Genomic DNA, 12,309 nt, shown 5'->3' with positions numbered 1-12,309 from the left:
GGTACTCATAGCTGGCTTTCATCACGTGAAATGTACCCAAGAGATCGATCTCGACGACTGAGCGAATGGCATTTGTCGACATATCGTTCACTTGTGCCGGAAAGTTACCTGCTGCACCAGACACCAGTACATCAATACTTCCACCAAAGAATCCAGATACTTGCTTAAAACCCTCAACAACGGCTTCTGAGTCTCTCACGTCAAACGTGACACCATAAGCCTCTGCACCAAGCTCTTTCAGCTCAGCGACCGCAGCATCGACTTTTTCCTGTTTACGGGATGCAACAGCAACTTTTGCGCCCCAGCGAGCGAAACCACGGGCAATACCAAGGTTAATACCACTGGTACCTCCAACGATAAATACGCTTTTCCCTTTAAAATTAAATGTTGCACTCATTACTTATCCTTATTAATTGATTTGTGGCTAACAATTAAAAATCTGACCGGTTACATGACGCCAGCGGCGCTCGCTATTTCGAAAACATTTTTAACGGCGAGGAGAACCACTCTTTTGCCTTCAGTATTGACGTCATAAAGCCCATTGCATAGGAGGCTCCCGCCTGACTCCATCCGCCATCCACGGGTAGGATTGCGCCGCTTATATACGATGATTGCTCAGCAGACAGCAGTGCCGCAGCTTGAGCTATGTCATCTACCGAGCCCTGTCTACCGAGTGGCACTGATTTAGCAACCCATTTCTTCATGAAGCCAAGAGGGGCTAACCTGTCCATCCCCTCTGTGCCCGCAATAGGGCCCGGGACAATAGAGTTTACTCTGATACCATCAGGTCCCCACTCCATAGCAAGAGTGCGGGTAGCCATGTCTACACCAGCTTTTGCCGAACATACGTGAGATTGATGGCTCATGGGCAAAAATGCCTGAGGTGCAGAGATATTGATCACGCTGGCGCCCGGCTTCGCTAAATACTCGTATCCAGCTTTCATCACATGATAAGTACCAAGCAAATCAATATCGACGACTGAACGAATGGCATTGGCTGACATATTGTTGACCAGTGCCGGGAAATTTCCTGCAGCACCTGAGACCAAAATATCGATGTCAGCATCGAAGAACTCGTGCACTGCCTTAAAACCTGCATTAACGTCATCAGGCTTTCTTACATCAAATGCCACGCCAAACGCATCGGGACCGAGTCGCTTTAACTCTTTTACGGCAGCATCGACCTTATCTTGCTTACGAGAAGCAACAGCCACGCGTGCGCCCCATCTTGCAAATCCACATGCAATGCCAAAGTTGATGCCGCTCGTGCCACCAACAACGAATACATTTTTACCTTTAAAATCAAAATCCGTGTTCATGAGCCATTCCTTTATGAATTACTACACAGTGAGTTGCATAGAGTTGATCAGTGGATGATTCTCTGTATCAATTATTTCGATGATGTCTTTATGCAGGCGTTTTTTATGTTCTGCGAAAATAGCCCTTTTTTTATCAAAACTCATGGCAAATTCCATCGCGCCAGCTTCCAGGGCCGCAGTGTCAGCAAAAGCTCGCTCAATAATGTGGTCAGTTGCCAGTTCATCAGCCGTGACGCGTCTACCTGTCAGTTTTAGTTCGTTAAACCTGTAGTAAGGCACAGATTTTTTTACGAACGCTATCATGCCGGGTAAGAAAGGAATCGAAAGATCAACCTCCGGAAAACAGAAGTATCCACGGTCAGCGCGCATCAGTCTGAAATCACAAGCACAAGCGAGAATAGCGCCGTTACCAAATGCATGACCGTTAATTGCTGCAATCACAGGAATAGGAGCAAGTAAGAGTGTTTTAAAGACTTTGTCCATATCGTGCATGAAGCCTTTGATCTCATCAAATTTCTGTTGCTTCATCGCTGGTACAAGCCATTCGAGATCGATGCCCTGACTAAAGTTCTTGTCATCATTTGATGTCAAAATCAATGCTTTGTGATTTTCATCCGCAATAGCTGTGTCTAGGGCTTGTTGCAGGCTTTCTGCAAACTGAGGGTTTTGTCTGTTTTCACCATTGGTCATGGTAACTACGGCCACATGGCCCACTGTTTTTACTTCGCAAACACTCATATATCGCTCTTTAAATGTCAGTCAAAAAAACTATACGCAAAATATCGTTAAAACTTCGCGCACTTCACTGTCACCGCCGTGTTTTAGCTATTCGCTACTGCGGTCTTCAACGCTATGCCATCAGGACTAAAAACGTCGATTTGGGCTAAAATTTCAAAATTCGGATTGATGGATTTATGCGTTAGCCCTGTATAAATTATATGCTCACTTAAACCATATCAACGCGACTTAAAGTCAGATTTTTACCGAAGAAACTGGCAGAAGAACTCTGGTGTCTGATACGCCATCGTTCTGCGCCTACCGAGATTAATTCGATCTGAATTTGAATAGTAAAGCGGTTGTAGTTGTAAATGATTAATCGCTTTTTACACCATCGAACAAACCTAAAATTATGAACATGGTCACTATCATTCTAAAAAAAGTGTATTACCCCTCACTGTGTTGATTTACCAATAAAACTTAACCTTAAATATATGAGTGTCACATTTTAAGTAAATCTGTCCGGTTACCCCGGGTAAAAGCAACAACGTCTAACACATCCAGTACAAGGGACGAGAACGTAATAACCGTGCTGGCGACTAACCATAAAAAGAGCGTACCGCTTATGTTCTCGCCACCGCTCCATAAGCTATAGCATTGAAGAATAAACAAAGGTATCCACGGACCGTGCATAATCCCGAGCAGCTTTGTGAATCCATGAACCTCTGCCAAAACAAAGCCAATAAATAAACCAGAAATCATTGCTGTCAGAGTGATCACTGCTAAATGGTGAGGCAGAAAAAATATTGGTATTATCCCGTTAACAGTGAGCAGAACGAGCATCCATGCTTGCCAAATAAGTGGCATTTTGAAGATACCACGTAAGAAATTCACTCCAAATAGTGTACGCATCTCATTACCTATATTTATCTATTTTTGATGAGTCATTTACTACCAGAAATATTTATTATTCCATTAACTATTGCGCATATACGATATACACCTTACCGGATTTGACGATCAGTCATGCGAATTAAAAGTAAGACATTAGAAGAGCAATGATAAGGATTAAATATTGTTTAAAACAGAATATATAGATGGCTGACCACAAATTTCAGCGTGTGAGCGGAGTGAATAAAACAAAACTAAAACTATCACAATAAAGAGGTATATTTGTGAAATATTTTTCTGATATCGATAACGTTTATTAGCCTGATAGGAGTGAACCTAATAAAAAGGGAAATGCATTGTGTCCAGACCACTATTTACTTTATATCTTAATTTAGGGTGGGACGTTTTAGGCCTTTGATTCTATCTTACAATCAGAAGGGTGTTTTTGATGTTGCTCGGCGATGGGCTGCAGATTTTCTTTTCATCGGCAATATCGGGATACTCACATGCCAATTTTTCTCTTGCTCCAATAGGAAAGCCGCCGTGCACTCTACATTCAGGTTTTTAGAGAAGCCGCATTGAGCGAGTACAACCTGATGCTATCAATGTAAAGTCAATTAACTCACACTGAATGCTTAACAATCTAGGATAAGTACCCACTCTAAAAATCTTTTGAAGTATATTGAGCAAAAGTGAGATAGAAAAAGCAGGCTTATGGTGAACAGCACTTACTGGCGCTAGACACTGTCCTCATTTGCAGCACCCGATTTGCCACGTCTTGCCCATATCCTCGAACTAAATTTATCAATGCTTCTTTGTCGCGGGGAATACCTGTCGCAATCCGCAAAGCTTCCTCAATGACAGGCTTTTCTTTCGGTTTATACCTAATGAGGGTTTCTACCATGTCCTCTAAACCGGAATAGAAACTATTATCTCGTTCACTGTAAAGACTGTAATCAGTACGAATTATCTTCTTGGCAATCGACTTTCCCGTATCGTCGAGCACACCAGCTTCGACTAGCTCAACCGCCGAATCCAGTCTCTGCTGTATATCCTGATTCATCTCAAGACCAATATTGACTGATGGCCTGTATGGCTGGATATGTTTGCTCAAGTCACAGCCCCAGATGCAAACACAAAAATGCTTCAGCCAACATTGCCATTCATACTCGTTATCAACCATCACTTCTTGATAATGACCAATATCAAACTCAAGTTTACTTACAATACTAAATTCAGCATCAAGGCGGGTTGCAACTGAATCTAACTGCTTGCGAACCTCAAAGGTCACCGGTTGATATGTTACCAGACCAATATCTAGATCTGAGCGATATGGCACCGCATCTCCCCTACCGACACTGCCATAAAGGTAAATGGAGTGGATCAATTCACCGAATTTATTCGAGAGCTCCTCGATAACTTTGTTCACCACAGGCAGAAATTTCTCATCAATATTATCAGTTGAGATTTCATTTCCAATATAGCCAGATTTAGTCAATCCACGATCTGCCATCATCACCCCTTTATTCTTGCTTTATTCCCTGCACAATGACAACAAGCCAAAAGTCTAAAAAACTGATGAGTAAAGTAGAGAGACTCTGGTAATTACCACATCAGCTATTATTGTGACTTCCCTGACCGTTCCACTCCATATAAACAAATTGCTTATCTTCTCCATAGACATTAAAGCCAAATTTGCGATACAGACGCTCTACTTTGTTGCCCTGCAAAAAGCAAAGCCTGACGGGTTTATTCTTCAATCCTGCCAGTGTCAGACACTCACTTAAGATTTTACTTCCTATACCCCTCCCCTGAAATTCTGGTAACAGAAAAAAACGACAGAAATAGAAGTACTCCCCTTTATCCAACAAGAGATAACTGCCGACCTTTTGACCGTCTATTGAAATAATATTGGGCTTACCCTGCTCCCAGTCATCTAAATGAATAGTACGTTGTAATTCCTCATCCCAGCCAAATACCTGATTGATCGCATCGTATTCAGCCGCCACTTTTACTTGGTACAGAAACTCAAAGTCCGTGTTGTTTCCCAAGCGGGCTTTATATATTTCCATTGATTTAACACTCAAAAATACAGACGTCATATACCAAAAAAAGCCTCCCAAAAAGGAGGCTTCGTTGTGCTTGTTTGCCCCTTCTCAAAGAGGGGCACTTTATTGAGAAGTAGCCTCAATCGAATGTAAGGGTTACTCGTCAACACCCTTTGACTTCAGGAACTCATCGTAGGTCCCTTTGAAGTCGGTGATCTTACCGTCTCTGATCTCCAGAATCCGGTTCGCCAGTGACGAAACAAACTGACGGTCGTGGCTGACGAAGAACAACGTACCTTTATACTCTTCCAGAGCCATATTCAACGACTCTATCGATTCCATATCCATATGGTTAGTTGGCTCATCAAGCAGTAGCATATTTGGCTTGTGCATCATAAGCTTGCCAAGCAACATTCTTCCCTGCTCACCACCTGAAATGACTTTCACTGACTTTTTGATGTCGTCCTGAGAGAAAAGCATACGGCCAAGGAAACCGCGAACCACTTGCTCATCGTCACCTTCCTGTTTCCACTGCGACATCCATTCAAATAAATTGATGTCATCGGCAAAGTCGTCTGCATGATCCTGCGCGTAGTAGCCGATATTCGAGTTTTCAGACCACTTATATTCACCCACTTTCGGTGATATGCGACCAGCTAAAGTATGCAGCAGAGTTGTTTTACCAACACCGTTCTGACCAATGATTGCGATACGCTCGCCCACCTCAAAAATACCATTAAAACTATCGAAGAGAGTTTCATCATAGCCTTGCGCAATATTCTCTACCTCGAGGGCATTTCTGAATAACTCTTTAGACTGCTCAAAACGAATGAATGGGTTTTGACGACTTGACGCTTTCACATCGTCAAGTTTGATTTTTTCAATCTGCTTAGCACGCGATGTTGCCTGCTTAGCTTTAGATGCGTTGGCTGAGAATCTCGCGACGAACTGCTGTAACTCAGAGATTTGTGCCTTTTTCTTGGCATTGTCGGCCAGCAGACGTTCACGAGCCTGAGTCGCTGCCAACATATACTCATCGTAATTGCCCGGATATACGCGCAGTTCACCATAATCCAAGTCTGCCATATGGGTACAAACAGAGTTAAGAAAGTGGCGGTCGTGCGAAATGATGATCATGGTGCAGTTACGGGCATTCAGCGTTTCTTCCAGCCAGCGAATTGTGTCTATATCCAGGTTGTTCGTTGGTTCGTCGAGCAGCATGATGTCTGGGTCAGCAAACAACACCTGCGCAAGAAGAACACGGAGTTTCCACCCCGGCGCAACTTCGCACATCAGGCCAAAGTGTTGCTCTAATGGAATACCCACTGACAGCAGTAATTCACCAGCGCGAGACTCTGCTGAATAGCCATCCATTTCCGCGAACTGTACTTCCAGATCCGCAACTCGCATACCGTCCTCTTCACTCATCTCTGGTAAAGAGTAAATGCGATCACGCTCTTGCTTTACTTTCCATAGCTCTTCGTGACCCATGATCACTGTATCAACAACGCTATATTCTTCGTAAGCAAATTGGTCCTGACTCAGTTTGGCAACACGTTCGTTGGGGTCAACACTGACGTTACCCGCAGAGGGTTCCAGCTCACCACTCAGGATCTTCATAAAGGTTGATTTGCCACAGCCATTTGCCCCGATAAGACCATATCGGTTGCCCTCGCCAAATTTAACCGAGATGTTTTCAAATAACGGCTTGGCGCCAAACTGTTGGGTAATATTAGCTGTACTAATCAAAGCAAAAATCCTGATGGTTAAAAAACCGATGAAGCCTACAGGTTATCAATCACCAGTTCAAGGCATTACGCGCCCAGTAGCCTATTCATCTGCCTGTAAACAATTGCCAAATGTAAAGATAGGTTTAAAACGGGCAAAATGCGTATCACACTACGTTTTTAGTAACTAAATGATATTTAGTGCTGCCTATCAATAAGTTGTAATAAATTCTTAACGTTAAATTTCTAGCCTATGCGCGATTTGTGTAATTTGTCAGGAAATACCTATGACCGTTCGGCAACGTTTGTTAATCGCCTATTTATTCTTCACGCTCAGTGTCCTTGGACTTGGTATTTCAGCAGTATGGGTCTCGTCTCGTTCTGCCGACGCCACTACCGAATATATTGAAACCCAGTTACCTGAACTTTGGATGCTCACAGCCCTGGAAAAAGATTACCGTGCCATCGCTGACTTATCCCAAAAAATAAAAGCTCAACTTCTCTTCTGGAACGAAGTAAATACTCAATATGAAACATTAAAACTGGACTACGATGAGCAATGGTTACAACTTGCTCAAAACGAAAATATGTCCCAATGGCTACTCAGTATTAATGACCAAAGAAACGCCTTTGATGCTTACCTAGAAGAATTGGAAAAAGCGATAGCAGAGAAGAGTTATTATGATGCTGGACGAGTTGTAGACTTTAAACTTTATGCTGCACTTGATCCCATATTACTGGCCGTCAACGATAAGCTGACTCAAAGCGACCTACAGGCTAAAAATAACGCTTACGGGCTTATCAACTTCCTCAATTTTCAATCTAAGCTCATCATTGGTGGAACATTAGTAGCCCTGCTGATTGTGACCTTTTTAATGCTCTGGCTACGTAGCTCTGTGGTTCTGCGAATCGATAAAATCGCGAAAGCACTGACGGAACTGGAAGCTGATTCAGACCTGACAATACGCTTAACTGACAGCCAAAAAGATGAAGTTTCCGCCGTGGCTGTCGCCTCCAATAGCTTACTTGATAAATTCGGTCATTTTGTTAGTCGTATTCAGTACAAAACTGACCAGCTGGAATCGCACAGTGACATTTTGAGCAGCCAAAGCCAACTGGTCGAAAAAGTCACACAAACTACCCGAGAGCAAATAGAAGAAGTCGCACAGTCTATTTCAGTCATGGAGTATACGGTTAACGACATTAACAGCTCCGTTCAAAATACCCGCGAATTCATTGTTGAGGCTGTGGCAGGTAATCAGACGATTCAAGGGAAAATGACTGAAACGACGGATTCGATACACGATAGCATGGACTATATCGGCCAAGTATCTAAGACCATAAAAGCGCTGACCGATACCAGTGAAAACATTACAGGTGTGATGGATGTGATTGAAGGCATCGCACAACAAACCAACCTTTTGGCCCTTAACGCTGCTATTGAAGCAGCAAGAGCAGGTGAACAAGGCAGAGGCTTTGCCGTCGTTGCTGACGAAGTGCGAAATTTAAGCTTACGAACGGCGGAATCCACTGGCCAGATTCGTCGTTGGATTGACGATTTATCAGAGCAGGTTTCTTCAGCAGATACGCTGCTAGAAAGCTGTCTTGATGCCAGTAACCGTAATCAGGCCTCCACGCATGAACTGCACAAGCACCTGCAAGGTATGGACTCCATTTTCAGCCAATTAGATGAAATAAGCGAAAAGGTTGAAACAACGCTTACTTCTCAGTTAAGAGAGCTCACTAATATCAGTTCGCGCCGTGATGCTCTCAATCATGGTAGCCACGACCTTAATGACACAGTAAGCGCTACAGCTAAAATCAGTGAAACGCTGACCGTGGAGGCAGGAGAATTAAAAGGACTGATTGCACAATTCAGAACCTCACCAACTTTGGTTGAAGGGTAAACGATCACTACTCTCTAATGATGAGAAAGCTGGACTCTGCGAACTTGTCGGGTTTGGCTTTCATCAAACTGTTTAATCTGATTCAAAAAACGGACTCCCTGCAAACGTGCATTTGTCCTCTTTTGGCAAAGAAAGATAGAAACACCACCTGCCTACTCTCTTCAAATTAATACTCTATCCGTCCGAAGAAACGAGATTTTGGTGATGTTGGCAGAAGAGCGCAAAACGACAGAAATCAACAGCTGAATAAATGGTCACTGCAAATATGTGATACCAGCAAAAGGTCAGTCGACGCTCCCCTTCGTCTCAAGTTTACTCTGGCAACTGATGCATAAATTTGCTTCAGGTTTTATCCTGAGTCGGTCTTCAGAAATATCCTCACCACAGCTTTCACAATAGCCATAGTCATCTTCTTCAAGGCGAAGAAGAGCGTGGGCAATTTCTTTCAATCGCTGTTCAACATGCACCATATTGGATTTCGCCATTTCCTGCTGTTGGATCGCATCCATACGAGATAGACGGCCGAAGCTCTGCTGATCCAGGGTAACTTCTTGTGCGGCGTCTGCGAGTTGATGAAGTTCATCCTCTAATTCAACTCTTAATGTTTCAAGCATCGATTTATAATCGGTCATTTCATTCCCTTAATCTACCGCATAGAAAAACGACTGCCCAAAAATTGCCAGCGTTATCATTCTCTTATGATGGGAAAAATGGTTGGAGAAACGTTTAAAAAAACGAAACCTTATTTAAAGTGTAGGACAAACACAAAAAAAGACATTTGACTGGCTGGCGATAAACGCGACATCAAAACCTGTTTATTCCAGAAAGAACAGCCTGTGATATTACAATGTCGCAAACTAAAAATAGCGCAACCAATGGCTGAACATTGACGTTAGATGAGGTGTGTCATAGGGCAACACAAAAGAGTGACAGTGCCTCTATTTCTCTCCCCTTTGGTCATGAATTCTCTCCAGCGCTTCTATCCTCCGTAGCTCAACCGGCAAGAAAGACTGTTGACGCAACTCTGATATTGCTTGCTCAGTGTCACCGCTTCCATCGGCAATCATTGCATCTCTTTTGGCAAGGTATGACGCTAACTTTTTCTCAAATGCGGCCTCTTCTTGGTCCAGTTTCTCCAACCTGACCGCCGCGTCGTAACCAACTAACGCTTCACGTGCCAGAAATTTCTCTTGTCCAGTCTTCTCAGAGGCGGCAGATAATTCGTTGAGCACGTCAGCATTTTTATAGGCTTTGACAAGGTAAGGAGGCAGCTGTGAAAGCTCGTCTTGCAAGAGTTGTTGACGGATTTCTTCTGACAAACCGTCCTCCGCCCAACGGCGTTGTTTTAAAAACAAATCTCTGACCGAATTTTCTCCACCAAACAGCATGGCTATCTCCTGCTCAGTAAAGTGTTCAGCCTGCAAAGCTTTTAGTCTTTCGAACAAGTCTTCAAGATAAGTCAACGACATTTGATTCTGATCTTCTATCGTCAAAAGGGATAGGCTCTGCCGATATGCAATGTATTTATCAAACAATGCCTCCTGTCCGGGCAGCGGATAACCTCCCTCAAGAATAAACTTCTCAAACTGTGCCTTAATGTCGCCCACGTCTCTCTCTCCAGAGGTAGAAAGAAAGTACTCAAATAAATCACGACTTGACCCAATATCCACTTTAGTACCCTGCTGAGAAGACGTTGCGTACTTACTCTTGTTCGGATCATCGTTTAATAAGAGAGAGAGGGTCACTGTCACTATGATCAACGATGAAACAACGAATAGTATTTTTTTCACTGAGTCTCCCGTATTGCCATGGTTGGCGTCTCGAATCACCTAAAAAAGCATAACTTGAAATGTATACTTAATTTTCAAAATGACTAAATCACCGCTCAGTTTTTACTATTTTGGTCATAATAATGTGATCTTAGGTGTTGAATGCGGTTCTCCTGTTGTCGGTTATCGTCAAATTCCTCAGAAGCACTGCCATCCAGTGCCGCTATCTTTGTCAAAGGAGAGGCTCATCTTTCAAAATGAAAGCGCCTTTGTATATCGACACAAAATACATAGGCGCTGGGATCAGAGCAAAGCCTGTGATTAATCGCAGGCTTCTGAGTGAAGTCACTTGAAGCGAGATATTGATGCGGTATAAGTCACAGAGTGACGCGTCAAAGTGGAGAATACATGTGAAGGGAAAAGGATTTTCTATTGTGCGGAAGCGGCTCTCAGGTCTGTTATTGCTTTGCACATCGTTCATGCTCTCCGGCTGTTTTCTCAGTATTCGATTTGGCGATGAGACTGCTCCAAATTCGGCAGTATACAAAGTGACGTTTTCAAGTCAGTGGAATGCCTCATCCTTCCCGACAAACTACCCCTTCAATTCAGAACTCGAACCCATTTTTACCGTTAATCACAATGCATCACTGTCATTGTTTTCTTTGGGAAGCACTGCAACTACGGGAATCAGGCAATTTGCTGAAACAGGCAATACCAATGCACTTCGGACAGAAGTCAGGCGCTATCAGAATCAAAATTTGGCAGGAAATATTACCGAGCTGTCACCTGTGGGCCGAGAAGTCAGTTTTTTTCTGCGCGTCACACAATCACAACCGAGTGTGACAATTTTAGCCAGCCTTTTTCCAAGCCCAGACTGGTTTGCTGCCGTCAGCGGACAGCGACTTTTTCAGGATGAAAAATGGTTAGACTCTGCCACCATCCAGCTTGCCGTTTTTGATGCAGGGACGGATAGCGGTGAAACATTCACGTCACCTAACGCACCTGAAATTCCTGCCAGGGGAGTCTCGCTATTATCAACGAACAGAAGTGACAGTGACTTTCGTGTCGGCAAACATTACGCAAATGGAAACGCCGTTGCCACTGTCACCTTCTCACTCCAATAATATCTTGGTGGCTACATGAGTTTACAAAAACGTCATTCCATCGGCTCCAAGTTCAATCCCTTCAGGAATGGGATGATGCATCAACCAATGATCTAATCGATGACCAACGTGGGTGAGCACAAACCTTTTGGGTTGAATACGCTGGCTGATCGCCACAGCAGTGACTAAGTTATTATGATTATTGCCCTTATCATTTGGGGCAAAACTGCAGTCAATGACCAGAACATCTATCTGATCAATCGATTCAAGTAGTGTCGTGGTCTGCTCAGGCAGGCCGTCCGTGTCAGTAAGATAGGCAAACGTTTTGCAAGCACAATGAAACAGATAGCCAAACGTTGGTTTGGAGTGGTTGAGAGCAACGGGAGTGATGGTCAAGCCATCTAAGACGAACGGCTTGCCATCGCTTAAGGGCGGGTTGAACGACAAGCAACCGGGATGCTTCAGCAAATCGGCACAACCATCAGGATCATCGGGTCCCCAAACAGGGATCGGGGCTGTGTTTCCCCAACGGAGATGAAACAGCCCCTGAACATGATCGACATGATAATGGGTCAGCAAAAAACCATCGTAACTGCCTGCGGGAAATCGATGATGAAGATCCATCAGTCCGGCATCAATTAATAAGCAATGTCGGGCATCCCCCTCCCACTCCACCATTGCCGAACAGGGCTCGCGCCGCCAGCTATCGTCTGAATAAGCACGAAGACAAGCCTCACACTCACAGCCATATAACGGGACTCCGCCAACCGCGCCAGTCCCCAACAAAGTCAGTTTAAACAATACCGATATGCTCCATGACTACAAGAA

12 protein-coding genes are annotated in these 12,309 nt (G+C 43.9%); 2 read left to right on the top strand and 10 right to left on the bottom strand.

Annotated features, from left to right (window positions below):
* The 7 genes from A8L45_RS12210 to A8L45_RS12180 form a co-directional block, all read right to left on the bottom strand.
* Window positions 1–397 (bottom strand): SDR family NAD(P)-dependent oxidoreductase (locus A8L45_RS12210; protein ID WP_139122376.1); only part of this gene is annotated, 397 nt, incomplete at its 3' end.
* A 73-nt stretch (window positions 398–470) separates the two neighbouring features.
* Window positions 471–1,319: an SDR family oxidoreductase gene (locus tag A8L45_RS12205; protein WP_068902621.1), complete on the bottom strand. Its 849-nt coding sequence runs from the start codon at window positions 1,317–1,319 to the stop codon at window positions 471–473.
* Between the two features lie 21 nt (window positions 1,320–1,340).
* Window positions 1,341–2,057: an enoyl-CoA hydratase/isomerase family protein gene (locus tag A8L45_RS12200; RefSeq protein ID WP_068902619.1), complete on the bottom strand. Its 717-nt coding sequence runs from the start codon at window positions 2,055–2,057 to the stop codon at window positions 1,341–1,343.
* Between the two features lie 480 nt (window positions 2,058–2,537).
* Window positions 2,538–2,948 (bottom strand): hypothetical protein, encoded by a 411-nt coding sequence (locus tag A8L45_RS12195; RefSeq protein ID WP_068902617.1) that lies wholly within the window; start codon window positions 2,946–2,948, stop codon window positions 2,538–2,540.
* A gap of 691 nt (window positions 2,949–3,639) precedes the next feature.
* On the bottom strand, window positions 3,640–4,443 hold the full coding sequence (locus A8L45_RS12190) for a nucleotidyltransferase domain-containing protein (RefSeq protein WP_083228323.1): 804 nt from the start codon (window positions 4,441–4,443) through the stop codon (window positions 3,640–3,642).
* Window positions 4,444–4,540: 97 nt separating this feature from the next.
* The gene (locus A8L45_RS12185; protein WP_245680716.1) at window positions 4,541–5,029 is read right to left on the bottom strand and encodes a GNAT family N-acetyltransferase; all 489 of its coding nucleotides are present in this window, start codon (window positions 5,027–5,029) and stop codon (window positions 4,541–4,543) included.
* A 102-nt stretch (window positions 5,030–5,131) separates the two neighbouring features.
* Window positions 5,132–6,724, bottom strand: a complete 1,593-nt coding sequence (locus tag A8L45_RS12180; RefSeq protein WP_068902613.1) for an ABC-F family ATPase — start codon at window positions 6,722–6,724, stop codon at window positions 5,132–5,134.
* Window positions 6,725–6,989: 265 nt separating this feature from the next.
* On the opposite strand from A8L45_RS12180, the gene A8L45_RS12175 reads away from it, so the two are divergent.
* Window positions 6,990–8,609: a methyl-accepting chemotaxis protein gene (locus A8L45_RS12175; protein WP_068902611.1), complete on the top strand. Its 1,620-nt coding sequence runs from the start codon at window positions 6,990–6,992 to the stop codon at window positions 8,607–8,609.
* Window positions 8,610–8,893: 284 nt separating this feature from the next.
* On the opposite strand, the gene A8L45_RS12170 is transcribed toward A8L45_RS12175, so the two are convergent.
* Entirely contained in the window at window positions 8,894–9,241 is a 348-nt protein-coding gene (locus A8L45_RS12170) for a TraR/DksA family transcriptional regulator (RefSeq protein WP_068902609.1), read from the bottom strand.
* 306 nt (window positions 9,242–9,547) lie between these two features.
* Window positions 9,548–10,399: a lipase secretion chaperone gene (locus A8L45_RS12165; protein WP_068902607.1), complete on the bottom strand. Its 852-nt coding sequence runs from the start codon at window positions 10,397–10,399 to the stop codon at window positions 9,548–9,550.
* A 389-nt stretch (window positions 10,400–10,788) separates the two neighbouring features.
* Here A8L45_RS12165 and A8L45_RS12155 point away from each other — a divergent pair, with 389 nt between their 5' ends.
* Window positions 10,789–11,502, top strand: a complete 714-nt coding sequence (locus tag A8L45_RS12155) for a spondin domain-containing protein (protein ID WP_175401979.1) — start codon at window positions 10,789–10,791, stop codon at window positions 11,500–11,502.
* A gap of 21 nt (window positions 11,503–11,523) precedes the next feature.
* On the opposite strand, the gene phnP is transcribed toward A8L45_RS12155, so the two are convergent.
* A complete protein-coding gene (gene phnP, locus A8L45_RS12150; protein ID WP_068902602.1) occupies window positions 11,524–12,282 on the bottom strand; it encodes a phosphonate metabolism protein PhnP in 759 nt (252 codons plus the stop codon).
* Between the last annotated feature and the right edge of the window lie 27 nt (window positions 12,283–12,309).

Source organism: Veronia pacifica (genome assembly GCF_001707825.1).
Classification (GTDB): Bacteria; Pseudomonadota; Gammaproteobacteria; order Enterobacterales; family Vibrionaceae; genus Veronia; species Veronia pacifica.
The sequence above is the reverse complement of the archived record's forward strand: the minus strand, read 5'-3'. Positions and strand labels throughout refer to the sequence as shown.